Below are 22586 nucleotides of genomic sequence, written 5' to 3'. Positions count from 1 at the left end.
CGTTCAAGCGTTTGGCGGCACCTGCCATCCCATATCTCTACAATCTTCCTACTAACCTGTGGGCAATCTCAGGCGAAAACAGGAGCCTTGGGGGGAGCTTTCCACCTGGAGATCTCCGCCCATCCGGGTGGCCAGGTCGCGGCTAATGGCCAACCCCAGCCCCTGCCCTGGCTTAGAAAGATCTGCCCGAAAAAAGGGGTCGAAGATCCGCTCCAGATTCTCAGGATGAATACCAGGGCCATTGTCACAGACGGCAACGAACACTTCCCGTTGCGAAGCAGTTGAGGGATCTTCACCCAACTCCACCCTCAGCCGGATCTCACCCGGGGGCGGGGTGTACTTGCAGGCGTTGTCGATCAGGTTATCAAGCACCTGGCGCAGGGCGCGCGGATCGGCTTGTACAGGGGGTAGGGAAGGGGGCAGGACGGCTTGAAAGTGGTGTCCCTGCGTTTCGGCCAAGGCTTGATAAATGGGGATCCACTCCCGCAGCAGGTCGGCCAAGGAGAGGGGCTGAAGCTGGAGGGGGGCCGGGATCCCGTCCAAACGCTCGAACTCCGCCAGCAGCTCCTGCAAATGCTTGCACTCCTGTTCAATGCTGAGGCCAATCCAGTGGTTGCGATCCTCTGGGGGCAAGCGTTTTTGTAATAACTTGGCCAGCGTGCTTAGGGCGGTGAGAGGATTGCGCATTTCGTGAAGCAAAGTGGAAAGCTGCTGGGCAGAGAGAGTGACCCCCTTGACCTTGGGTTCTCCGGCTCCGCAGACGGGTTCAGGCTCTGGGTGGTGTTCAGCAACTTTTCTGGCTCTCGGCATGGATCCAATCCCTAGACTCTCCCGGCGCTGGCAGATCGATCCTAGCCCCATCTTCCCTGGGTTCCGCCACATCAGCGTTGAGACGGTATCGGGATCCCAACCGGGTGGCTTATAGCTGGCGGGGCAGGTAGATGTTGAGAATTTCCCCCCGACGGGCGCGGTGGCGCACGGTGAGGTAGCCCCCCAAGGCGCGGAACAGAGTTTGGGTGACGGGAAGGCTGAGGCTCACTGCACCGGTATCCGGCTGCACGACCAACAACTGCCCAATCGCCTGAGGGGATTTGGGCTCTGAGGCAACAGTGGCGTCGCTGCCCTCAGGTGTGTTGACCTGAAACTGAAGTTTGACCAGCTCCCCTGCGCTGACCAACTGGGCGCGAATGTGGCTGCCAGCCGGCGTGCTGCGGGCAATGCGGTCGACCATGCCAAACAGCACCGCTTCCAGCGCCTTGGGATCGCTGACCACATCCGGCAGCTCATCGGGAATCTCCAACTCCAGTTGGGATCCCCGCCGTTCCACCTGCTCCTGCCAGCGAGGCAGGTTTTGCCGCACCAAGTCCACCAGCGCAATGGGCTCTAGCTGAAGCCGACGCCCCTCCTGTGGGGTAGCAGCGGGCATCACCGTTTCTGTAGCCTGGAAAAACAGCCCGAAGCGGTTGATTTGCTCGGTACATTCGCGTTCAATTTTCTCCACGTATTCCCGTACCCGCGACGGCAGATCGTGCCGCTTCAGGATGAGACTAACCAAGGTGCGGATGGTGCTGAGGGGCGTCTGGATCTCGTGGATGAGAGCCCGCAACAGTTCTGCCTCCGAAAGGCTGTTCTGTTGGCCTTGACCGGCAGGCTGGCCATGGGAAGGAGGAGACCGCCGCTTCTGCCAATCTTCTGGCCGGGTTGTGGGCGCAGGGGAGTTCTCGGCTCTGGCGGGGGGTAAGCGAGCGGGCGGGGATCCCGACTCGGCCAAGTTTCCCAGCAGAAGAAGGCTGCTGAAGCGGGCCAGCACCCGCACATGGGGCTCCATCAGGGGATGGTGCTTCATCAACTGCTGCCAGAAGGGCAAGCGATCCGGCCTACCCTGTTGAACCCGCTGCTCCAGGATCTGCCAAGCCCGATGCACCACCTCCGGCTCAAAAGACACCATCATCCCCCTCTGCCGCGTGTGGGGGTGATGCCCTTGGGCGGCCACCGCCGAAAAAACAGGGGTGAGCACCAGCAAAAAAGGCTCCTCCACCAGGGGATCCTGCGGCAGGAGAGGGATCACCGTCTGGCCAGGGGTCAGAATCGACTCGGGGGACAAGTCGGGGGTAAACAGCCAGGGATCTTCACGGGCCAGCTCCCGCAGCTTCAGGTTTGGCTCTGGAGCGTCAATGGGCGACGGCAGTTGAGGCAGCGGCTCCCGAACCACCCAGGGGGGCCACCAAGACACCGGCCCACCGATCACCACCCCAAACTGTCCAACTTCTTGCCATAGCTGGAGCAGGGCTGCCACCGTCTGCTGCCAGGAGCGCTCTCCTGCCCCCGGCAACCATTCCGGCAAGGGCAGATCGGCCCACAAAGCTTCCATCAAGGACAGAAATCGGCGGCTGTTCACGGATCTCTTTGACCCATCCTTCCCTTGTAGGGTAGCGGTTGTGGCCCCTCTGGGGCAGGGGAAAACCTCACCTTTTCCGGGGCGGATCCCCGTCTTAGCCAGTGATAAGAATCCTCGTCTTGTGAGGCGGCGAGCCGGTCAAATCAGCCTATCCGTCCATCCGGCAGGGTTGCCCCGCGCAAATTGGCCCCGCTGAGGTTGGCTGTGCTCAGATCGGCTCGGGTTAGGATCGCGCTGCCGAGATCGGCATTTTCCAGATTGGTGCGGCCCAAATAGGCGTCCACCAGGTTGGCATACCGCAAATCGGCCCCGGCCAGATTGGCCCGACTGAGATCCGTCCGCGCCAGTTTGGCCGAGCACAAAGAACTCGCGGAAAGATCGGCCCCGGCCAGATCCGCCTCGCTTAAGTTGGCCTCTGTCAAATTCACCTGGCGAAGTATCGCCTCCTTCAAGTTGGCCCGCGCCATCTGCGCCCCTTGCAGGTCTGCCCCCAAAAAAGAAACCCCCCTCAGGTCGGTCTCGCTCAGGATGGCCCCTTGCAAACGGGCTTGCTGCAGATTGGCCCCTTGCAAGTTGGCTTTGATCAGACTGGCCTCTTTCAGGTTGGCCCCGCTCAGGTCGGCCCGCGTCAAATCCGCTCCCGACAGGTTGGCTCCGCTGAGATCGGCGCGGCTGAGGTTGGCGTTGCGCAGTACCGCTCCCCGGCGGCTATCGAAACGGAGATTGGCCCCCCGCAGGCAAGCCCCTCCCAAGTTGGCACTGGTGAGGTTGGCCCAACGCAAATCCGCATCCAGCAGGTTGGCATCGATCAACAGAGCCAGCGTCAGGTTGGCCCCATGCAAATCTGCTCCTTGTAGGGTGGCGCCGTGCAACTGGGCATCCCTGAGATCCGCCTCGCTCAAGTCCGCCTGGCTGAGGTTGGCCCCACCAAGGTTAGCCCCGACGAGGTTGGCCTTCTGCAGCTTGGCCCGCCCCAAGAAGGCGAAGATCAAGTTGGCACTGTGCAGGTCTGCTTGGGAGAGATCCACCCCGATCAAATCGGCCCGGCTCAGGTCAAGGGCGGCCAGGTTCTCGCCGGCAAAGTTGGTTCGTCCTGCCCGGTAAAGCCGGAGCAGATCCTTGGCGTCCATAGATGGAGGGGGGAGAGCTCAGAGAAGCGAGAGGGGATCCAAACTAGCGGCCATTCTAGAAGAAAATCAAGGCGTTTCCCCAACACTCGGCGCGGCTGATCGTGAGTGTTGAACGGGATCCCCGAACAGCGGGCTTGGCTCTCAAACCAGTCCGAACAGACGGCGCTCTGCCTCCTCCATGCGATCCAAGAAAGCAGCAAATTTGGTGGAGATCTCCTCCACTTCGTGCAAAAAAGTGCGCAACGTCTGGTACTTGAGAACCAAGGCTTCCTCTAGAGTGCAGGTTTGGAACTGCTCATCCAACGCCTTGCCCAACTCGCTCAGGGCCTGTTCGATAGCAGTTTTGACAGAGCCGACGCTGCGCCGCACCAAACGCATCACCTCCTGCTCCAACTGCGGCTTTTGCTGGGCCAGCTCGCTGCTGGCCAACACCTGTCTTAGGGAAGCATAGGGATCCGCAAGGTTGGTGGGCACCTCAGTGATCGCCTCCGGCAAAGCGTATTCCCCACTGCTGACGTGAGGGGGCTGCACCAGGCGCCACTCCGATTGTTCTAGCTTTTTCAAGATCCCCATGAACATCGCAGCGGATCCCTCGACATCCCTCAAGAAGCCGCGCAGCACCTGGTGTTTGAGGGTCAGATATTGGACGGGATCCTCATCCTGCAGACCTTCGTCCAGGGCGTTGCCCAACTCGCTTAGGGTGTTCTCGATGGCAACCATCAGGGATCCGGCGCTGCGATGGAGCAGTTGGCGGCAGGACTCTGGGATCTCCTGTCGCAGGTCAGAAGAGGGGCCGGGTGGTGTTGCCGGGGTCGCAAAAGCCGAAAGCTCTGCAGGCTCTTCCTCATCCTCTGGGATCCCAGCGTCAATCCAAGTCATGGGGCTGGCCAGGGACTCTGCCTCGCCCGCGCGAGCGGCATCTTCGGTATTCAGCCAATCCAGATTGGCGGAGAGAGGCTCAGCAGCCAATCCTCCGCCGGGGAGGGTCGCTGGGGGCACGTCAACGTAAAGAGGCTTCAGCATCTGCAGCACAGCATTGGCGGCTTGGCCATCCTGATCCGGCTCCTGCAACTGCTGCACCGCCTCCTTCAGCCGGGTTTCCAGTTCTTGGGGGGAGTGGCAGGCATCGTAAAGGGCTCTGAGCAGTTCGTCCAGGCTGTGGCGTCGCAGGGCGGCCAACCCTTGCAGGGTGGGCTCTATTTTGTGGTACAAAGCCGTGAACAGAACCAGCTTGGCCCGCAAAGGACTGGTTTGCCGCATCACCCCTGCCCGCAACTCGAAGGGATCATAGTCTTGCTTTTGCAGTTGCAGACCGCCATATTCCAAGGACAAAACAGGCGAGGGCGTAGCCCAAACTGAGGGATCCGCTTGAGGCTGTTGATACAGAGGCTGTAGCTTGTTCAGCAGCATCTTGGCGACGCGGGCATACTCGGCTTTTTTGTTGATGCGGCTGATGGCCTCTCGAAAGCGTTGGCCCAAAGCATCAAGGGTAGCGTGCTCACGGCAAAGCTGCTCCAGCAGGGCTTTCAGATCTATCTGGCTCAACTTGCTGACATCGCCTTCCCATGTGCTGGTGCAGGCAAAGTAAACCAGCTTTTTCACTCGGTCTGCGTACCCGCCCTGCTGCACTTCTTGCACAACAAGGCCAAAGGGATCCGAGACTACCATAGGGAGCTGCCAAGCAGGAGTAGGTGAATTTAAGAGGAACTTTGCGGTTTTTGAACAGGGACGGGTACCTTGCTGGGCAGAATAGCATATCCTTCCCAGGCAGAACCCACCTGATGTTTGCCCAGGGATCCCCCAGCCATCAAGTGGGATTTGGCGGATTTTGCGCCTTTCTTGATCCGGATTGAAGAGTAAGTGGGCTCGCCTTCACCCAAAAGATAGGTCTGTGTTGGCTGCAGTCGGTGTTGCCGGAAAAAGGCAGAGAGGTTGGAAGATCAGCAGCCTATTTTCTGCAGGGCTTTTTCCACCTGCACCACATGGCGGTTCAGTCCCAAGTTTTTCGCCGGGATCCCCAGGGCCAGGCCCACCAATTGTGGCAAATGCAGGATCGGGATCCCCAGCTTGCGCCCGATCACCTCTTCCACCTCCGGCTGCCGAGAGTCCAAGTTGAGGTGACATAGAGGACAGGGGGTAACCAAACAATCGGCTCCCGCCTCTATGGCCTCCAGAAGATGCCGGCCTGCCATCGAGAAAGACTGCTGCGGGGCGTAGCTGGAAATGGGCCAACCGCAACACTGGGTGCGCCCGCGATACCAAACGGGGGTGGCCCCCAAACGCTCGAAGAGATCCTCCATCAAATGGGGATCCCGCGCCACATCGAAGCGGGAGATGTCGTAGGCCCGCAACAGATAACACCCGTAGAAGGCAGCGCAGCGCAGCCCCAAGAGGGGCCGCTTGACCTGTTGGGCCAATCGCTCCAGGCCGTAGTCATGAACCAGCACCCACAGCAAATGGCGCACATCGCCTGTGCCCTGGTAACGGCTCTCACAGCCCCCTTTCTGGCACAGGGCTTGCACCTGGTGAAAGTACTCTGGATTCGCGGTTTTCGCAGCTTTTAACTTTTCATTCACGCGGCCCAACACCCCCTGACAGGTGCTGCAGTGGGTGAGCATCGGCAACCCCAGCGCCTCGGCCAAAGCCAGGTTGCGGGCATTTACCGTATCTTCCAGCAGCTCCGATTCTTCTTTGAAGGTGCCAGAACCACAGCAAGAAGCAGCCTCCAGCTCCACCAGTTCAATGCCCAGATGCCGCGCAATCTGGTCGGTGGAGTCGTACAGCTCACGACAGGCCCCTTGGGCCACACAGCCGGGGTAGTAGGCGTAGCGCAAAGGTGAAGGAACAACAGCGCCGACATTCTCCCTGCCCTAAATGGCAAGGATTCTTTCCCAGGTTGCAGGATGACTCCTACTTCCTGGGCTACACCACCTTTGCAAGTGGTGAGGGATGCTATGACCCCAACTACTGGGATGAACTCCCAGATACTTTCCCTGTTGACACTGCGCCATATTCAAGTTGGCGGAGTTCATTCAACACCATAGCACAAAGCCGACCTGGTTGCGTCAGCGGGCCGTAGGCCTTAGGGCGGGGCTGGCAACCCAGTTTTCTTGGTCAGCAGTGCAGTTTTTGACAGGGTGCCGTAGGCATAACGCTTTAGACAGCAGGGCTAGGCGCTGGCCGCCTTCTTCGGAGTGGGCTGGAGCTTCACCCCGTTGGGAATGCAGATTAAGTTTTGATCCAGCACCTGCACAAACCCTTTCGAGCGCAGGGATCCCAGAAGGCGAGTCACCGTCACGCGGGTGGCCCCAATGGCATCCCCAATCTGGGCATGGGTAAGGGGCCAGGGGAGATACATCCCTTGTTCACAGGGCTGCCCATACTCCTCGATCAACAGGCTCAAGAAGCCCTTGAGGCGATCGATGGCGCGCCGTTGGCCCAGATTTCCCAACCATAGCAGCTTCCGTTGCAGTTGCTGGCGGAAGTTTTCCTGAATCTTCTGGTGCAGATAGGGCCACTGCTCCAGATCCTGCCAGTAAAACCACATCACCGTGGTGCGATCGGCGTGGGTGCAGGCTTTCAACTCAAAGCGCTCTGGGTTGCTCAGCTCAAAAGGAAATCCAGCCGTGATGAACCCAACAAAGACCTCCCGCCGCTCTGGAGTTTGGCTGACCAGGCGCACCACTCCCTCTTGGGTGATGTACACCAATCCCGGACGAGTGGGAATGCGCACGTCTTTGGGAAAGGTGCGACAGCGGTAGTGCTCCTCGGCCCACTGGCAAAGCTCACGCCATTCCTGAGCCTCTGTTGCCGATGTGATGGAAACAAGTGACATGAGATCAACTTCCTGTCGCTCGAGCGACCTGATGGGTTTTACAGACTTTCCAGCTTTACCCGGCTGTAGGCTATGCAACGCTTCCGCGTTCACGCCGGCGGTGCGGAGCACCTACACGTCAACGGGACGGAGTCTTAGGAAGATGGGGATGGAGAAACAGCAAGATACACACAAGATACACACAAGATACACACAAGAAGGCAAATACAAAGAGGAAGGAAACCGCAGGGTTTACTTTACCTTAGCTTCATAATGGCACTTGACCTCATAGGGTGACATTGTGTTCCTACTGATATTGTTCAAAAGGCTACGTCCAATAATAACCCCAAGAAGCCGTAAATTTTCAGATTCTGCCGCTGAACTCGGCTACCTGAGGGATCAGCGCAGATCATTGGGTCAGACTGGTGTATGTCTAAGGGCGGGTGTGGGGTGGCTGCGATGAACATTCTCATCAGCAACGATGATGGCATCCAGGCGGCGGGGGTGCGGTGTTTGGCGGCAGCGCTGGCCCAGCTGGGGGGGCACCAGGTAACGGTGGTCTGTCCGGATCGGGAGCGCTCGGCCACCGGCCACGCCCTGACGTTGCACAAGCCGCTGCGGGTGGATCCGGTGCGGGAGGGATTTCCTCCAGAAGTGCAGGCCTGGGCCTGTTCGGGCACCCCTTCCGACTGTGTCAAGTTAGGTCTGGACGGGCTATTGGATCGTCCTCCCGATTGGGTGATTTCCGGCATCAATCAGGGAGCCAATCTGGGCACGGATGTGCTCTACTCCGGCACCGTCTCGGCGGCAATGGAAGGGCTGCTGGAAGGGATCCCTAGCCTGGCAGTAAGCTTGGCCAGTTTTACCCATCAGGATTTTCAACCAGCGGCCCAGGTGGTGCTGACCCTGCTGGAGAAGCTGAGCCTGAAGCCCCTAGAGAAGCCAATGTTGTTGAACGTCAACGTGCCGCCGCTGGGGCTAGCTGAAATACGCGGCATGGTCTTGGCCCGCCTGGCCTGGCGCAAGTACACAGATCTCTACGAGAAACGGGTGGATCCGCGCGGCAAGGCCTACTACTGGCTAGCTGGAGAGGTGGTGGAAGAGGAGGTGGATCCCTGTTCGGACGTGCGGGCGGTTGCCGAGGGCTATGTGTCGATTACGCCCCTGCAGCCGGATCTAACGGCCTACGCGGCCTTCGATAGCCTACAGCGCTGGGGCCTCTCAGCCTTTGGCTCATGAATTTTAAGCCGGTGAGCTGGGGTCAGCGCCGAACAATGTCATCCCCTCCAAATTTTGGGTCGAACTCGGCGGGAAAGCGGGTGTTGGCACTGTAGATTGCCCCTTCCAGAAAAGCGCTCTTTAGGTTGTCCATCGACAGATTGGCCCCTCGCAAATCCGCCCCCGTTAGATCCGCCCCACTTAGGTCGGCGCCACGCAAATTGGCCCCACTCAGGTTGGCCTCGCCCATCATAGAGGAGACTGCGTAGAAACTGATACATTTACGCTGAACACTGCTGAACATCACTGTTCAACTATGCAGCGATAGCATTCTGTTTGTTTCCATTCGCGTTAGCGGGACGGAGTCCAAACAGAATGGCGGTATCCCGCAAAGCTTTGAGTAGAATACCCAAAGCGCAGTTTCCGTGTCGTCTTACTACCAATTTTCTGCTTTGCTTTGGCTACCATGTCGGCAGACTCGAAAGTAAACAGAAAGATCAACTGGTAGTAATCCGTACTGAACATATTATACATTATTTTCAGTATAGTTGAGCTTATTATTGACTAGAGTCATGCTCCCGTCAGCGCCAGCAATCGTTTCGCCACCCCTTCGGCAACCGGCATGACCGACAGTCGCGTGCCCCGTCGTACTACTTCCAGCTCCTCTGGGGTGAAGGTGTCTCGCAATTCAGCCAAAGGGATCAATCGCCCAAAGGCTGAGACAAACCGCACTCGCACCGTATGCCAGCGGGGATCCTCGCGGGTAGATTTGGGATCATAGTAGGGGCTGGCAGGGTCGAATTGGCTGGGATCCACCACCTGGGTTTCTAGGATTGCCATCAGGCCAGCAATACCAGGGGGGTTGGCGTTGGAGTGGTAGAAAAAGGCGCGATCCCCAGGCTGCATTGCCTTCAGATAGTTGCGGGCTTGGTAGTTGCGCACGCCATCCCAAAGGGTTTGGCCCTCCCGCTGCAAATCCCAGATGCTATAGATGCTGGGCTCAGATTTCATCAGCCAATAGTTCATGGGGCACTAGGCTCTGGGAGCAGATAAGGGGGAACAACGGGCAACAAACTCGACAAAGTTGCGCAGCATCTTCAAGCCGTAGGGGCCGGACTTTTCTGGGTGAAACTGGGTAGCAAACAAAGCGCCGCGGGCAATGGCGGCTACACAGGTTTGGCTCCCGTGTTGGGTCGTGGCAGCCACCCAGGCTGGATCGCTGGGCACACCGTGATAGGAATGGACAAAATAGGCCCAGGTTTGATCGGGGATCCCTGCCCAGAGGGGAGAGTGGGCTTGGGTGAGTTGCAGTTGATTCCAGCCCATGTGAGGGATGCGCAGGCCCGCCTCTGGCCGAAAGCGCTGCACCCGTCCGGGCACGATGCCCAGCCCCGGTTCCACCCCCTCTTCGCTGCTCTCAAACAAAACCTGCAGACCAATGCAAATGCCCAAGAAGGGCTGCTGCCGCTGCACCGCCTCCCGGATGGGATCCACAAAGCCTCGCTCTCGCAACTGCTGCATGGCCGGATCAAAAGCCCCATCTCCCGGCAGGATGATCCCGTCGAAACGCTCCAGCCCGACCGGCTCTGTTACCAGATGCACCTCTGCCCCGGCACGCTCCAAGCCTTTGCAAGCCGAATGCAAGTTTCCGGCATCATAGTCGATTACCGCCAGGCGCACAGCTCCCATGGGATCCCTCCTCGTGAGGAGTTTCGGAGTCTATCAGTATAGTGGTTCTATCCCGTTTGAGCTGACCCATGGCTGTGGCAACGGCTTTGCACAATCCCACTCCGACCGATACTGCTCTGCAATGCTGCCGCGACCAGGTTGATTGGCCTGAAGCAGCTTACCTGCACATCCCTTTTTGTCGGCAGCGCTGCCACTACTGTGATTTTGCCACGGGCTTGGGCACCCGAGAGTTGATAGAAACTTACGTGCAAATGCTCTGCCGAGAGATCGGCAGCTCCTACCGCTACCGCCATCTGGCCGGGGATCCCAGACCGTTGACCAGCCTTTTTTTCGGGGGTGGCACCCCTTCTCTGCTGACGGTGGAGCAACTGGGGCGGATCTTGACTCAATTGAGGGAGAGGATCCCGTTTCATCCTGACTGTGAGATTTCCCTAGAGGCCAATCCCGGCACCCTGACCCGAGATCAGTTGGCGGGCTATCGGGCATTGGGGGTTAACCGCATCAGCTTGGGGGTACAAGCGTTTCAACCGGAGCTGCTGGCCGCTTGTGGCTGCCTGCATGGGGTAGAAGAAGTTTACGAGGCTGTATCTGATCTCAAAGCGGTGGGCCTTGATAATTTCAATCTGGATTTGATCTTTGGGCTGCCTTACCAAACCTTGGAGCATTGGCACAACTCTTTGCAAGCTCTCATTGAAATTAACCCTCCCCACGTCTCCATCTATGATCTGACGATTGAGCCGGGAACCCGATTTGGCCGGATGTACCGACCGGGAGATGCGCCTTTGCCCACCGAGGAAACCACGGTTGAAATGTACGTGATGGCGCGGGAGCTGCTCACCGAAGCGGGCTACATCCACTACGAAATCTCCAATTTTGCCCGCCCCGGCTACGCCTGTCGCCACAACCGAGTGTACTGGGAAAATCGCCCTTACTTTGGCTTTGGTATGGGATCCGTTGGCTACGAGGGTGGACGGCGCATTCAGCAACCCAAAACCCTTTACCACTACTTTGAGCAGGTGAAAGCTGGAGTCTACCCCCTCCCTCCTGAAGCATCTCCAGAGGAAGTTTGGATGGATACTTTGATGTTGGGGCTGCGTTTACAGGAAGGTCTGGATTTGGGCCATTTGCAAGAGCGTTTTGGCCGGGCAAAGGTCGAGCAAGCTTTGGAGAAGCTGGATCCCTATTTCGAGAAGGGCTGGGCCAGTTGCGAGGCGGGTCGGCTGCGGCTGATCCCACCCAATGGCTGGCTATTTTCCAATGAGATTCTCAAGGACTTACTGGCTTGATTCCGACGGTTACTTTCACAAGATTTCTCACCAGAGCCCCCTATCCCAATTGGCCGAAAACTCAAGTTTTGAGGAGCGTAGGCCATCACCATTTCCAGCAGCCATTAAACCCAACATTTCACAGATCACAGATCCTGAGATCTCTAATCTTGCAAGAGGGATTGAGGGGAAAGATACGGAAGCCCAGAGGATCCCTATCGATAGTTGACAAATTGCAGCGCCACCGGGTAGTCCTGCTGCCTAAGCATTTGAATGACCGCCTGTAGCTCGTCTTTATCCTTGCCGGAAACGCGCACCAGATCCCCTTGAATGGCAGGCTGCACTTTCTTAAAGTTGTCGCGGATTTGCTTGGCAATCTGTTTGGCCAGTGTGGCATCAATGCCCTTTTTCAGGTGAACCACCTGGCGCACTCGGTTGCCGCCGGCGCTCTCTGGGGGTTGGAAGTCGAAGATCTTTAGGGATAGACCCCGCTTGGCCGCTTTGGTAAGAAGCAGATCCCGAATGGAGTTGAGGGCCATGTCGTTGGCGGTGGTGATGGTCAGGGATCCCTCCTCCAGCTCAATTTCCGTCTGAGTATCCTTGAGGTCGTAGCGCTGTTTGATCTCCCGTCGGGCTTGATCTACAGCGTTCACCAGTTCCTGCCGATCGAAATCGCTGACGATGTCAAATGAGTAGGTAGAGGCCATACACCCTATCCTCGCTATTGTTCAGTATCTTAAGCCCTCAGCCAAGCAGGGATCCCTAACTCTCAGAGAAGCTACAACAGGTAGAAGGATCCCAGTCCAGATTTACGGAGAAGCAGGATGGCCGATGTTGTTTTAATTACAGGCGCTTCTGAAGGCATCGGCAGAGCTACTGCCTTTACCTTTGCTCGTGGGGGTTACCGATTGGCGCTGGCTGCCCGCACTGCCGAAACCCTGAAGCAAACGGCCATCGACCTAGAGCAAAGCCTCAACGCCGAGGTCTTGGCCGTTCCCACCGATGTCACGCAGCCAGAACAGGTGCAAAACCTGGTGGAGAGAACCCTAGAACGCTATGGCCGCATCGACTGCCTGATCAACAACGCCGGCATCTGCATGAGTGGCCCTTTTTTGCAAACTACCCTGGAACACTGGCAGGCTTTGATGGCGGTCAACTTTTGGGGCTACCTCCACACCATCCGAGCCGTGCTCCCCGACATGTTGAAGCGCAAAAAAGGCCAGATCATCAACGTGGGATCCATTGGCGGCAAAATGCCCCTGCCCCAGATGAGCGCCTATTGTGCCAGCAAGTACGCGGTCAGTGGGCTGACAGAAGCGCTGCGTCTGGAACTGCAACCCCAAGGGATCCAGGTGATCGGCGTCCATCCGGGCATCGTCAGCAGCAATTTCCTCAAGCGAGCCATTTTTCTGGATGAGGTGGGGCCAGCGTCCTCTCCCGATGGCCACTCCCAAACCTCAGGTGGCAAAGCCCGCGAGCAAATGCAACAGGCGCTGGAGAGTTTTTGGGTCAGCCAGCCGGAAGAAGTTGCCGAAGCCATTTGGGATGCCGCTCGCCAGTCCAAGTCAGAGGTGGTGGTGGGCATGGCCCAATGGGCGGTAGGAGCTTACACCCTCTTCCCCGGATGGGTCGGCTCATTGCTCCAGAATGTTCCTCGCTAGCCCACTGGATCGGTCGAGAGTTCTGGGGCGCTGGATGAGCGATTCTGCAGACCCAGCGATAGCAGGAAGAAGGCTAAACTTCGGTATAGTTTGAGGTACGGTTAAACACTGGTATTGACAGCGGAAGTATGGTTGAATCTGTGCCTTCTCCTTCCGGTACCCACCAGCACATCTTGATCGTGGAAGACCGAGATGGCCGCCGTACCCAGGTGCTGGGATCCGCCAAATACTTCATCGGTCGGGACTTGGCGAACGACATCTGTCTCAACTCTCAGTATGCCTCCCGCTACCACGCCATGCTGCTGCGGATTCCCGCCGAGCGAGAGGGAGAATATTGCTACCGCATTTTGGATGGGGATCTGGAAGGTCGCCCCAGCACCAATGGCTTGTTGATCAACGGCCAGAAATTGACCACCCACCAGCTCAAGTCGGGGGATGTGATCACCTTTGGCCCCGATGCCAAAGCCACCTACAAAATTGTTAAGGCTCCCTAGGCCCAGATCTCTGCAGAGCGTGCAATCGCCCCCCAATCAACAGCAGCAAAGCCAGCACCAAGGCCATCTCCGACAGCAAGGTCGCTAGGGCCGCCCCCTGCCAACCCCACCTTGGGATCCAAACCGCATTCAAAAGCCCATTCAGCCCCAGAGCCATCAGTTGCAGACGGCTGCGGGGCTTTTGCAACCCTGCTCCAGTGAGCAGGTGAGATAGCAAAAGGTGGATCCCTTCCAGCAAAATGACCGGGCTGAGCCAGCGCAGGATAAGGGCCGTTTCCCGGTAAGCCGATCCCAGCACCCAAGGGATTCCGTAGGATCCCAGCGCCAGCCCCAGAGCAGCCAAACTGCCGTAGCCCACCACCCAAGGGAAAAGCTGCCAGGCGTAGCGCCAGCCTTGCGGAAGGCCCTTCTGCCCTTGGCGGCACAGCTCGGCAAAATGGCTGGTGAGCAGGGCGATCATCGGCGTTTGCGAGAAGTTGATCACCCGATAGGCAGCGCTGTAAAGACCCCCCGCCGCTGCTGAGGCCAAACGGGGCAAGAGCAGCTTATCCAAATCGGTGAAGGTTTTCACCGCGGCCAGCCCCACCGCAAAGTCCCAGCCCGCTGTCAGCCGTTCCCGCAGATCTCGCCAGCTCAGGGCCAAGGGGGGAGAAGGCTCGCTCCACCGTCCCATCCCCCTCGCGATCAGCAGCAGCACGACCAACACCATCAGGCCGTACAGAACAGCCCATTGCACCAGGGATCCCCAGCCTAAGGCCACCGCCAACAACACTGCCCCCAATCGCCCCAGCGCCATGCCCGTGTCGATGAGGGCTACCCCAGCAGCCTGCTCTCTCCCGATCAGGATCCCCCTGTACACCTCTGGCACCGCGATGAACAGCAGATCGCTCAAAAGCAATACCCCCACCACCGCTGCTGGCGTCCCGGCCAGCCAAACGCTCAAGAGGGGCCACAACACCAGCGCCATCCACCCACAGCCCAATCCCGCCAGCCATAAGCTGGGGCCAACCCCCTGGGTGCAAGTCAGGGATCCCTGCCGGCTGAGGCGCTGGATCAGCAGTTCCGATTGGCCCAAATAGCCAAACGGGGCGGCCAGGTTGCTGCAGGCCAAGATGGCGGAGAAAACCCCGAAGGCTTCCGGCCCCAACAGCCGCGCCAAGAGGATGAAATAGGCCCCAGACAACCCCAGGCGCAGGCCATTGCCCACCATCAGCCAGGCAGCCTGGCGTAGCCGCTGTTGTTCTGCTCTATCCACGCTGCCACTCCTGGACGAGGCTTGCCAGAGCCAGGGATACTGGATGGATGCTGAGAGGGCCCGCCCAAGAGCGGGCATCTCCTCTTGATTTTGGGTGTATGGGTTGCAATTCTTCTGGCAAGTTCATGGCCAAACTCTACCCTGTCAGCGACGCCACGCGAAGCCCCAACACCTTGACCGGACGGGATCCAAAAGCCCTGTTCTCCCCCCATTCCAGGCCGCCTGCCCCTCGCCGGGTGCTTCCCCCACCCCCGCCGGACGGCGGTAGTCCTCGTTGGCTGGGATCCGCATCGGCCAAAACGGTGGGGCAGGGCTATCGGGCCGTTGTCTTGCTCTTGCTGACCAGTCTGCTGCTGTTTGGAGGGCTGGGATCCCGTCTGGCCTACCTGCAGCTAGCGCGCACCCAGTATTACCGCCAGCTGGCCGATACCAACCGCATTCGCCTGTTGCCCCAGCCGCCAGAACGCGGACGCATTGTGGATCGCAACGGCGTATTGCTGGCGGGCAGCCAATTGTCCCACTCGGTCTTCCTCTGGCCTCTGGTGCAGTCGCGGCAGCGCTGGCAGGAGATGATCCCCAAGTTGGCAGACTACTTGAACATCGCCCCTGAGGAGATCGCCCAAAAGCTAGAACAGGCCGGATATCGTTCCCCGTTTCCCGTGCGCATCCTGCGCAACGCCAGCCCCCAGGTGGTCATTCAACTGGAGGAGATGAGCCGCGAGCTGCCGGGGGTGATGGTGGAGGCGGAGACGGTGCGGTTTTATCCCCATGGCGACTTGGCTGCTCACCTGCTGGGCTACACCGGCGAGATCTCGCAGGAACAACTGCGGGCGGATCCCAGCTATCGCCTGGGGGATATTGTCGGCCTGATGGGAGTGGAGGAATTGTTTGAGAGCCATCTGCGCGGCCAATGGGGAGGGCGACAGGTGGAGGTGGACGCTATGGGGGAAGTGCTGCGGGTGCTGGGAGAACAAGCGCCCCAACCGGGCAACACCCTGCAGCTCACTTTGGATGTGCGCCTGCAGCAGGCGGCAGAGCGGGCGCTGGGCCAACGCAAAGGAGCGGTGATCGCCATGGATCCCCGCGATGGGTCGATCCTGGCCATGGCTAGCTACCCCACCTTTGATCCCAACCTCTTTTCCAGCCGCATCACCCAAGCCCAGTGGGAGAGCCTGCAGCAGCAGGATTTTCCCTTCCTCAACCGCGGGATGCGGCCCTATCCCCCCGCCAGCACCTACAAAATCATCACCACCGCTGCCGGGATCGAGTCGGGTGCCTTTCCCCCCAACACCGTGCTGCAGACTGGCCCCTACATCCAGGTGGGGGGGTGGCGCTTCTGGGACTGGAACCGCGCCGGCTTCGGACGGCTGAACTACCGGCAGGCGATGGCCTACAGCAGCGACACCTTTTTCTACCAAATTGCTCTCGGCACCAAGGCTGCCCCCTTGCAAGAATGGTCGCGCCGCTTTGGGTTGGGGCAACTGACCGGGATCGGCCTCAAAGGGGAAGCCGCGGGTCTGGTGCCGGATGCTGAGTGGAAGCAGCGCCACTGGCGCGAGCCCTGGTATGTGGGCGACACGGTCAACATGTCCATCGGCCAGGGATTTATTACCGCTACGCCGCTGCAAATGGCGGTGGTAACGGCGGCAGTGGCCAATGGGGGCTGGCGGGTGCGCCCCTTGCTCTCGCACCAGGTGATCCCGGAAAGCCCTGTGCCGCTGCGCCAAAAGGTAGGTCTTTCCCCTGCCACCCTGGAGATCCTGCAGCAGGGGCTGCGAGATGTCGTGGTTTACGGCACTGGCGGCAACGCCAACCTGGGGCCAGGATTTCCCCCAACGGCTGGTAAAACCGGCACCGCAGAGGATCCGCCGCGGCGATCCCACGCTTGGTATGTTGGCTATGCTCCCTACGACCGGCCCGAATTGGTGGTCGTGGTCTTTCTGGAAAACAGCGGCGGTGGGGGTGGATCACGGGCCGCTCCCATCTTTCGAGAGGTGATGCGGGCCTACTTCCGACCCGAGTCGTGAGCCCTAGCTTTCTGTCGGATCCGAGCCAACTGGGTATATGCAGTCTCTTGTCTCCCAGAAAATTGCGTTAAGATCCCCTAAAACCCCTTGCCCAGCAGGCTTCTGCCCTAACTTAGCTGTAGAATATGTCAGTGATTTGGAGCTAAACTGCCGCAATCCTGCCATTCGCGCCGGTGGCGCCTTGGCGCATTACAGGGCAAGCCCCGCTCCCACACACCGAGAACTCTCTGGGCCGCGGTCGCTCCGCAACGCCAGAGCGAGTCTGCGATCCGGAGAACGCTCTAACTCTATTGCCTAACTCAGAAGGAGATCAGGATGAACAAGGCAGAACTTGTTGATGCCGTCGCTCATCGCGCCAATGTAACCAAAAAAGAAGCGGAGGCTGTCATTTCGGCAGCACTGGAGATCATCGTCGAAGAGGTCGCATCCCGCGATGAAAACGGTGAACCCAAGGGGAAGGTGACCCTGGTGGGCTTCGGCTCCTTTGAGGCTCGCAAGCGCAAAGAGCGGGAAGGTCGCAACCCGAAAACCAACCAAAAGATGGTGATCCCAGAAAGCATTGTCCCAGCTTTTACGGCGGGCAAGTCGTTCCGCGATGCAGTAGCAGGGGGGAAGTCTTAATTTCGCCGGGTTGGGACTCGGCTGCTGGGTAAGGCGTGGAGCGGCCTCGACACGGTGGCAATCGAGCTTGGGGAGCAGCGATCGCCGGCTGCTCTCCTGATGCAATTCTCGATTTTTCGGCCAGCTTGAACCCGCTGGGCCCGCCGCAGTCGGTCTTGCAAGCTCTGGGTCAGGTGCTGTCCGCAGCAGATCCGGTTGTTGTCAGCCGTTACCCGGATCCCGACTATCGGGAGTTGCGCATCTGTTTAGCCAACCATTGGGCTGTCGATCCCGAGTGGATTTTTGTGGGCAATGGGGCGGCGGAGTTGCTCACCTGGGCGGCCCGGGATGCGCAAGGGCGGGAAGTATGGCTGCCCCAGCCTGCCTTTGGGGAGTATGCACGGGCTCTGCGGGCGGCAGGGGCGACCATCAAGCCACTGCCTTTTTTCCCCGGCCAGGGATCCCCTAGTTTCGCCTTTCTCCAGGAGCCGCTTCCGGCGGCAGGCAAGGGGAGCCGAGTGCTCTGGCTGAACAACCCCCACAACCCGACGGGCCAGCTCATCCCGCAGCAAGACATCCTGCCTCTCCTGCCCCAGTTCAACCAGGTGGTGGTGGACGAGGCTTTTATGGACTTTTTGCCGGGGGAGCCCACCCTGAGCTCAAACTCCAGCTCGTCGGCAATGCCCCGCAGCCAAACTTTGATCCCCTACCTGGCGGCTCATCCCAACACCATCGTCATCCGTTCCCTCACCAAGTTTTTCACCCTGCCCGGCTTGCGCATTGGCTTTGCGGTGGGGCACCCGGATCACTGGCAGCGCTGGCGGCAGTGGCGGGATCCCTGGAGCGTCAACGGATTGGCGGGAGTGGCAGTGGCGGCAGCTTTGGCCGATGAAGACTTTCGCCGGCGCACCTTCGCCTGGCTGCCCGTGGCCCGAGAGCATTTGCTCAGGGGTTTGCAAGCGCTGCCCGGCTGGGATCCCTGGCCTGGTCAAGCCAACTTCGTGTTGGTGCGCTGCCCTGGCTCTGCCGTCCAGATTCAGGAAAAGCTGTTGCGGCAGCACCGGATTCTGGTGCGGGATTGTCTGAGTTTTCCCGAGTTGGGGGATCGCTACCTGCGCATTGGCCTGCGCACCTTGGCGGAGCAGGAGCAGTTGTTATCGGCCTGCCGGGAGATCCTGGAGAATAGCTAAGGATTTTCCTGCGGGAGAGATTCTCATGCCCGAAGCTACCGCCTTTTGGCCGGAATGCGATGCTCCTCTTGTGCGGGGGGTAGCCCACTACAGCGACCTGGAGTTGCTGCGGGCCTTTCAACGGCAGCCGGAGGTGGCGCGCTACTTCATCGGCCTGTTTTGCCGCTACTGCAAGTGGGTGGACGGGATCCTTGCCGAGCATCTGCCGCCAGAGCAATGGGCTGCCTGTCGAGAGCAGGTTTGGTTGCGGCTTTACCCGCGCCTGCAGCGCCTAGATGTCCACAGCCTTGTGGGAGAAGGGGATCCTGTGCTGCGACCCTGGCTGGCGGAGCAAACCCGTGAGCTGATTCAATCCCTTGACGGGATCCCCACCCACCCTCAAGCTTCTCACGGCCTCAACTCCACCAGAGGCGGGGCAAAGTCCTCTCTTTCACCGGCACTGGCCTGTTATTTGACCGCCGGTTTGGATACCCTGCCGGGAGATCTGCGCTTCATTCTGCTGCTGCGGGATCGCTTTGGCTGGCCACCGGTTCGCATTGCCGACCAACTCAAGGCTGACGGATACTACCTTGCTCCAGAAGATGTGGATGCCATCGTTGCCTCTGCCCGCCAGATCTTGCTTCAGAACCTGCCGGCAGATGTGCGTGCCCTCTATCTGGAGGCAAAGCCCTAGAAGACTGCCATAGCCTTATGGCATGGTGATTTATGGCAGGGTATAGAGCGCTGGCAATCCTTGTTCCTAAGGTGGTTTCTCCTGTTAAGCTGTTCCCGGCTGTAACAGTAGACTGGCATTGTTTGCTCTCCGACTTTACATCAAGTTGAGTGTGGGCTGTCTATGAGTCCTTCTCCGCTTCCCCCAGACGCAACCCAACCCTTACCTCCGGCACAGCAGTCCCATTCACATCCAGTTCCTCAACCTGCTCTTCAGGAAGCGCTGAGCCACCTGCATTTGGATGTGCTGAAAGAACTGGAGCGATTTCGCCTCTGGCAGCGTTTGCAGCGCATGGACTCTGTCCCGCCGCCGCGAGCAGGTCAGCTTGGGAATACCGGCTCTGTGCAGCGCTCCTCGCCTGTGCTCCTTCAAGAGGTGGTGGAAGACCTGGAAGAGGAAGAGATGCCGCGGCCCTCCGGGGCCTTTTCGCCCCTCTGGGTCTTGCTGCTGTGGGTGCTTTCCTGCGCGGGGATTGGCTTTGGGGTGCGCTGGCTGATCTGGCCGGAAGAACTGTCCCTGCCCCAAAGTGCTGCCAGCAGGGCGGAAGAAGGGATCCCTGCCCAGCTGGATCTGGCCCAGTTGCCCTTGATCCCAGTGGAACCGGTGGAAGGGCAGGTGGGAGAGGAGTTCTATTCCGGTGGCTTGGATCCGGATCGGCTGGCGCTGGGCTTGACGGCCACCCCAGACTGGAAGGACTTGCAGGTGGATCCTCTTCAAGGCGTTCCTAACCTGCTGGACAGCCTGCAGACCGACTTGGCCTTGGCTTCCAAGGAACCCTCTCCCCCCAGCTTGCAAACGGTGGAGCAGTTGGCAGCCAGCCTGGAGCGCCCGTCCCAACCTTCATCGCCTACTTCTGCGGGATCCCAGAACGTGGTGCCCCTAAGCGACAACAGCGTAGACTCTCTGGGGCCGAACCGCGGCGAGGGAACCTTCTTGGTGCTCACTACCTACTCGGGAGATGAGAGCTTGGCACGTGCTCGAGAAGTTTCTGATGGGGCCTTTGTCAAAGATGTGAATGGCCAGAAGTTTGTGCAGTTGGCAGCATTTGAGCAACTGGAGTATGCCCGCTATCATGCGGAAACCCTGAAAAATAAGGGCTTTAACGTCACGATTGCTGAGCAGTAGCTTTGAGGACTACAGATCCCGAATCCAAGGGATCCGAGAGAGAGGTAGCCGCTGCCAGATCCCTTCACTTCCTTCTGGATCGAGCAGGCGCCAGGCCAGCAACCCGGTTGCCGAGAGGAAAACCAGGGCCAGCAACAACGCAAGGGCATTCTGTAGGCTTTTCAAAAAGGGCCAGAGGCGGGCTGTGCTCGGCCCCACCTGAGCAGCTCCAGACCGCTGCCGCGCCTGGGCGGGGGGGTTCCCGGAAGCTGGAGAGGAACTCAAGGGACGGGCAGGTGGAGCGAGGGTAGAGGACGTCAACTGGGCGGCAGGAATGGGTGGCCCTGGTAACCGATTCAAAGCCATAACCACAGCCTGAGGGCGCTGCTGCTGACGCATCCACCGGTTCAGCTCTGCCAGAGAGATGGCACAGAGGTTGTTGAGACCCAGACCCTGAATTCGCCCCACCAAAGGCCGGTCGTTGCTGACCAAAACCACCAGCGTTCCCGGCTGCTGCTGGGCCAGGGCATAGGCGCATTCGGCAATCGCTTCCTCCAAACGTACCCTCATGGACTGATCGCCGGCACCAGCACCACCCACCAGGGCACGGGCTTCTGAGACGGCAAACCCCAGGCTGGGCCAGTGGCGCAAAAACTCGCGGGCTGTCGATTCTTCCTGGGGATCAATGGCCTGCCGGGTCAGGCGTTCCAACTCGGCCATCACTGCCTGTGGCAGCACACACACCCCAAATCGAGCCCACTCTTGCCATAGAGCCAGACGACCGGCCAGGATCACCGGGCTATCGAAGACGAGGAGAGGCGGGATCTCGGCCATGGGATGCGCCAGCGTTGGACTTAACCTCAATTGTGCAGCTTCCCCGAAGACTTGGGTAGCAGGGATCCCTCTGCCAGGCAGAGGCGGATGGCCAGCGGGTAGAGGCGGTGCTCCTGGGCCTGGATGCGCCGGTAAAGGGATTCCACGGTATCTTCGGGCAGAACCGGCACGGCTGCTTGGGCCACGATGGGGCCACTGTCCATTTCCAGGGTGACCCGATGAACGGTGCAGCCGGCGATTTTCACACCGCACTTCAGGGCTTGTTCAACAGCCCGCAGGCCCTTGAAACTGGGCAGCAGGCTGGGATGCAGGTTCAGGACGCGATCCGGGTAGGCGGACAACAACACCTGGGTAACCAGGCGCATCCACCCGGCCATGATCACCCATTCCACGTGATGCTGCCAGAGCACTTGGAGGATAGCTGCATCCAGGTCTTCGCGACAGGGGTAGTCTCGGTGGTCGAGCAAGACGCAAGGGATCCCTCGCTTTTGGGCCCGCTGCCGCACATAAGCTTTGGGATTGTTGGTGATGACCACAGCAATCTGGGCCTGCAGTTCCCCAGCCTCAATGGCTTGGGCAATAGCTTCGAAATTGCTGCCATTGCCGGAAGCCAAAATGCCAAGGATCCCCGGTTGAGAGGGCACTGGGATCCCGTCGGGATCCGGCCAGAGTAAGCTGGGCGAGTTCATGAGCGTTTGGTGGGAAAGTCTGCAGCCCCGCTATTATGAACTATCCCACCGCAAGGGCGATCCCCAGGAGCAAGAGCAAGATGACCCCTGAGCAGGAAAGCTTGTCGATTCAAACCGCAGCCAGCCTGTCCCAAGGTTTGGAAGCTTTGAACCGAGTTGTTCAGAATCACGAGGTGTTGATTGCCGAAATTCGAGAAGGTCAAGCAATGCTGGGCCAGTATTTTCGAGAAGCCCTAGACCGCTTTGACGAGCGCACCCGCGCCATTGAGCGTAGACCCAGCCGATCCCAACAATTGAGGCCGGATCTTATGGACTCCGTCCCACTGTGGCGAGCGGCCACCTGATCTAGGTTGTGTTGATCTTTCATTTGAGCCAAAAGAGAGCACTGACGAGATAGAGAAAACTCAAGAAGTTCCTGGCCAATTTGTCAAAACGAGAACATAGATGCCGGTACTGCTTTAACTTATGAAAAAAGCATTCGATTAAATGCCTCTCTTGATACAGAT

General features: G+C 59.2%; 23 protein-coding genes and 1 pseudogene. 10 read left to right on the top strand and 14 right to left on the bottom strand.

The annotated features are described in order from the left end of the window. Window positions 1-51: 51 nt before the first annotated feature. The 6 genes from ACVWVQ_RS10810 to ACVWVQ_RS10785 form a co-directional block, all read right to left on the bottom strand. Window positions 52-810: a sensor histidine kinase gene (locus ACVWVQ_RS10810; RefSeq protein ID WP_414351954.1), complete on the bottom strand. Its 759-nt coding sequence runs from the start codon at window positions 808-810 to the stop codon at window positions 52-54. 109 nt (window positions 811-919) lie between these two features. Beyond that, entirely contained in the window at window positions 920-2398 is a 1479-nt protein-coding gene (locus ACVWVQ_RS10805; protein WP_457508417.1) for a sensor histidine kinase, read from the bottom strand. A 143-nt stretch (window positions 2399-2541) separates the two neighbouring features. Continuing rightward, on the bottom strand, window positions 2542-3528 hold the full coding sequence (locus ACVWVQ_RS10800; RefSeq protein WP_457508415.1) for a pentapeptide repeat-containing protein: 987 nt from the start codon (window positions 3526-3528) through the stop codon (window positions 2542-2544). Window positions 3529-3669: 141 nt separating this feature from the next. Further along, window positions 3670-5196 carry a hypothetical protein gene (locus ACVWVQ_RS10795; protein ID WP_457508413.1) on the bottom strand — a complete coding sequence of 509 codons (1527 nt, stop codon included), beginning with the start codon at window positions 5194-5196 and terminating at the stop codon, window positions 3670-3672. A gap of 272 nt (window positions 5197-5468) precedes the next feature. Beyond that, on the bottom strand, window positions 5469-6362 hold the full coding sequence (locus ACVWVQ_RS10790; protein WP_457508411.1) for a CoB--CoM heterodisulfide reductase iron-sulfur subunit B family protein: 894 nt from the start codon (window positions 6360-6362) through the stop codon (window positions 5469-5471). Between the two features lie 335 nt (window positions 6363-6697). Further along, the gene (locus tag ACVWVQ_RS10785; RefSeq protein WP_011432518.1) at window positions 6698-7363 is read right to left on the bottom strand and encodes a Crp/Fnr family transcriptional regulator; all 666 of its coding nucleotides are present in this window, start codon (window positions 7361-7363) and stop codon (window positions 6698-6700) included. A 438-nt stretch (window positions 7364-7801) separates the two neighbouring features. On the opposite strand from ACVWVQ_RS10785, the gene surE reads away from it, so the two are divergent. Further along, entirely contained in the window at window positions 7802-8581 is a 780-nt protein-coding gene (gene surE / locus ACVWVQ_RS10780; protein ID WP_457508409.1) for a 5'/3'-nucleotidase SurE, read from the top strand. 22 nt (window positions 8582-8603) lie between these two features. Here surE and ACVWVQ_RS10775 read toward each other — a convergent pair whose 3' ends face one another. The 3 genes from ACVWVQ_RS10775 to hisH all read right to left on the bottom strand — a co-directional run bounded on the left by ACVWVQ_RS10775 (window position 8604) and on the right by hisH (window position 10249). Continuing rightward, window positions 8604-8813 carry a pentapeptide repeat-containing protein gene (locus ACVWVQ_RS10775; RefSeq protein ID WP_414328915.1) on the bottom strand — a complete coding sequence of 70 codons (210 nt, stop codon included), beginning with the start codon at window positions 8811-8813 and terminating at the stop codon, window positions 8604-8606. Window positions 8814-9130: 317 nt separating this feature from the next. Then, complete coding sequence (locus ACVWVQ_RS10770) at window positions 9131-9586, bottom strand: EVE domain-containing protein (RefSeq protein ID WP_457508407.1); 456 nt, start codon at window positions 9584-9586, stop codon at window positions 9131-9133. Window positions 9587-9592: 6 nt separating this feature from the next. After that, the gene (gene hisH, locus ACVWVQ_RS10765) at window positions 9593-10249 is read right to left on the bottom strand and encodes an imidazole glycerol phosphate synthase subunit HisH (RefSeq protein WP_414521891.1); all 657 of its coding nucleotides are present in this window, start codon (window positions 10247-10249) and stop codon (window positions 9593-9595) included. Window positions 10250-10317: 68 nt separating this feature from the next. Here hisH and hemW point away from each other — a divergent pair, with 68 nt between their 5' ends. Next, on the top strand, window positions 10318-11535 hold the full coding sequence (gene hemW, locus ACVWVQ_RS10760; protein WP_457466584.1) for a radical SAM family heme chaperone HemW: 1218 nt from the start codon (window positions 10318-10320) through the stop codon (window positions 11533-11535). Window positions 11536-11729: 194 nt separating this feature from the next. Here the strand turns inward: hemW and ACVWVQ_RS10755 are convergent, their stop codons facing one another. Beyond that, on the bottom strand, window positions 11730-12221 hold the full coding sequence (locus ACVWVQ_RS10755) for a YajQ family cyclic di-GMP-binding protein (RefSeq protein ID WP_011432526.1): 492 nt from the start codon (window positions 12219-12221) through the stop codon (window positions 11730-11732). A 117-nt stretch (window positions 12222-12338) separates the two neighbouring features. On the opposite strand from ACVWVQ_RS10755, the gene ACVWVQ_RS10750 reads away from it, so the two are divergent. Together ACVWVQ_RS10750 and ACVWVQ_RS10745 are read left to right on the top strand one after the other, a co-directional pair. After that, entirely contained in the window at window positions 12339-13175 is an 837-nt protein-coding gene (locus ACVWVQ_RS10750) for an SDR family oxidoreductase (protein ID WP_414383766.1), read from the top strand. Between the two features lie 128 nt (window positions 13176-13303). Further along, window positions 13304-13669, top strand: coding sequence for an FHA domain-containing protein (locus ACVWVQ_RS10745; protein ID WP_011432528.1), 366 nt, complete (start codon window positions 13304-13306; stop codon window positions 13667-13669). Here the strand turns inward: ACVWVQ_RS10745 and ACVWVQ_RS10740 are convergent. Continuing rightward, a complete protein-coding gene (locus ACVWVQ_RS10740) occupies window positions 13656-14924 on the bottom strand; it encodes a lipopolysaccharide biosynthesis protein (RefSeq protein ID WP_457466583.1) in 1269 nt (422 codons plus the stop codon). The two genes, ACVWVQ_RS10745 and ACVWVQ_RS10740, sit on opposite strands and share 14 nt — an antisense overlap. Before the next feature lie 125 nt (window positions 14925-15049). Between ACVWVQ_RS10740 and mrdA the strand changes: the two genes are divergently transcribed. The 5 genes from mrdA to ACVWVQ_RS10715 all read left to right on the top strand — a co-directional run bounded on the left by mrdA (window position 15050) and on the right by ACVWVQ_RS10715 (window position 20578). Then, window positions 15050-16951, top strand: a complete 1902-nt coding sequence (gene mrdA / locus ACVWVQ_RS10735; protein WP_457466582.1) for a penicillin-binding protein 2 — start codon at window positions 15050-15052, stop codon at window positions 16949-16951. Between the two features lie 315 nt (window positions 16952-17266). Further along, window positions 17267-17572, top strand: coding sequence for an HU family DNA-binding protein (locus ACVWVQ_RS10730; RefSeq protein WP_414347234.1), 306 nt, complete (start codon window positions 17267-17269; stop codon window positions 17570-17572). 35 nt (window positions 17573-17607) lie between these two features. After that, window positions 17608-18741, top strand: coding sequence for a threonine-phosphate decarboxylase CobD (gene cobD, locus ACVWVQ_RS10725; RefSeq protein ID WP_457508405.1), 1134 nt, complete (start codon window positions 17608-17610; stop codon window positions 18739-18741). Window positions 18742-18766: 25 nt separating this feature from the next. Beyond that, window positions 18767-19414, top strand: a complete 648-nt coding sequence (locus tag ACVWVQ_RS10720; protein WP_457508403.1) for a hypothetical protein — start codon at window positions 18767-18769, stop codon at window positions 19412-19414. A gap of 282 nt (window positions 19415-19696) precedes the next feature. Further along, window positions 19697-20578 carry a hypothetical protein gene (locus ACVWVQ_RS10715; RefSeq protein ID WP_457508401.1) on the top strand — a complete coding sequence of 294 codons (882 nt, stop codon included), beginning with the start codon at window positions 19697-19699 and terminating at the stop codon, window positions 20576-20578. Window positions 20579-20587: 9 nt separating this feature from the next. Here the strand turns inward: ACVWVQ_RS10715 and ACVWVQ_RS10710 are convergent, their stop codons facing one another. Together ACVWVQ_RS10710 and purN are read right to left on the bottom strand one after the other, a co-directional pair. After that, on the bottom strand, window positions 20588-21391 hold the full coding sequence (locus ACVWVQ_RS10710; RefSeq protein WP_414343432.1) for a PIN domain-containing protein: 804 nt from the start codon (window positions 21389-21391) through the stop codon (window positions 20588-20590). A gap of 26 nt (window positions 21392-21417) precedes the next feature. Further along, window positions 21418-22080 (bottom strand): phosphoribosylglycinamide formyltransferase, encoded by a 663-nt coding sequence (gene purN / locus ACVWVQ_RS10705; RefSeq protein ID WP_011432536.1) that lies wholly within the window; start codon window positions 22078-22080, stop codon window positions 21418-21420. Between the two features lie 80 nt (window positions 22081-22160). Here purN and ACVWVQ_RS10700 point away from each other — a divergent pair, with 80 nt between their 5' ends. Continuing rightward, entirely contained in the window at window positions 22161-22424 is a 264-nt protein-coding gene (locus ACVWVQ_RS10700) for a hypothetical protein (protein ID WP_414343434.1), read from the top strand. 19 nt (window positions 22425-22443) lie between these two features. Here ACVWVQ_RS10700 and ACVWVQ_RS10695 read toward each other — a convergent pair. Then, a pseudogene (locus ACVWVQ_RS10695) lies at window positions 22444-22586 on the bottom strand (IS5-like element ISSoc13 family transposase); the annotation flags it as partial.

The organism is Thermostichus sp. MS-CIW-36, from assembly GCF_054059035.1.
The sequence above is the reverse complement of the archived record's forward strand: the minus strand, read 5'-3'. Positions and strand labels throughout refer to the sequence as shown.

Coding starts and splice junctions, on each gene's coding strand:
- ACVWVQ_RS10810 (WP_414351954.1), bottom strand. CDS start 810: ATGCCGAGAGCCAGAAAAGTTGCTGAACACCACCCAGAGCCTGAACCC.
- ACVWVQ_RS10800 (WP_457508415.1), bottom strand. CDS start 3,528: ATGGACGCCAAGGATCTGCTCCGGCTTTACCGGGCAGGACGAACCAAC.
- ACVWVQ_RS10795 (WP_457508413.1), bottom strand. CDS start 5,196: ATGGTAGTCTCGGATCCCTTTGGCCTTGTTGTGCAAGAAGTGCAGCAG.
- ACVWVQ_RS10785 (WP_011432518.1), bottom strand. CDS start 7,363: ATGTCACTTGTTTCCATCACATCGGCAACAGAGGCTCAGGAATGGCGT.
- surE (WP_457508409.1), top strand. CDS start 7,802: ATGAACATTCTCATCAGCAACGATGATGGCATCCAGGCGGCGGGGGTG.
- ACVWVQ_RS10775 (WP_414328915.1), bottom strand. CDS start 8,813: ATGATGGGCGAGGCCAACCTGAGTGGGGCCAATTTGCGTGGCGCCGAC.
- ACVWVQ_RS10770 (WP_457508407.1), bottom strand. CDS start 9,586: ATGAACTATTGGCTGATGAAATCTGAGCCCAGCATCTATAGCATCTGG.
- hisH (WP_414521891.1), bottom strand. CDS start 10,249: ATGGGAGCTGTGCGCCTGGCGGTAATCGACTATGATGCCGGAAACTTG.
- hemW (WP_457466584.1), top strand. CDS start 10,318: ATGGCTGTGGCAACGGCTTTGCACAATCCCACTCCGACCGATACTGCT.
- ACVWVQ_RS10755 (WP_011432526.1), bottom strand. CDS start 12,221: ATGGCCTCTACCTACTCATTTGACATCGTCAGCGATTTCGATCGGCAG.
- ACVWVQ_RS10750 (WP_414383766.1), top strand. CDS start 12,339: ATGGCCGATGTTGTTTTAATTACAGGCGCTTCTGAAGGCATCGGCAGA.
- ACVWVQ_RS10745 (WP_011432528.1), top strand. CDS start 13,304: ATGGTTGAATCTGTGCCTTCTCCTTCCGGTACCCACCAGCACATCTTG.
- mrdA (WP_457466582.1), top strand. CDS start 15,050: ATGGCCAAACTCTACCCTGTCAGCGACGCCACGCGAAGCCCCAACACC.
- ACVWVQ_RS10730 (WP_414347234.1), top strand. CDS start 17,267: ATGAACAAGGCAGAACTTGTTGATGCCGTCGCTCATCGCGCCAATGTA.
- ACVWVQ_RS10720 (WP_457508403.1), top strand. CDS start 18,767: ATGCCCGAAGCTACCGCCTTTTGGCCGGAATGCGATGCTCCTCTTGTG.
- ACVWVQ_RS10710 (WP_414343432.1), bottom strand. CDS start 21,391: ATGGCCGAGATCCCGCCTCTCCTCGTCTTCGATAGCCCGGTGATCCTG.
- purN (WP_011432536.1), bottom strand. CDS start 22,080: ATGAACTCGCCCAGCTTACTCTGGCCGGATCCCGACGGGATCCCAGTG.
- ACVWVQ_RS10700 (WP_414343434.1), top strand. CDS start 22,161: ATGACCCCTGAGCAGGAAAGCTTGTCGATTCAAACCGCAGCCAGCCTG.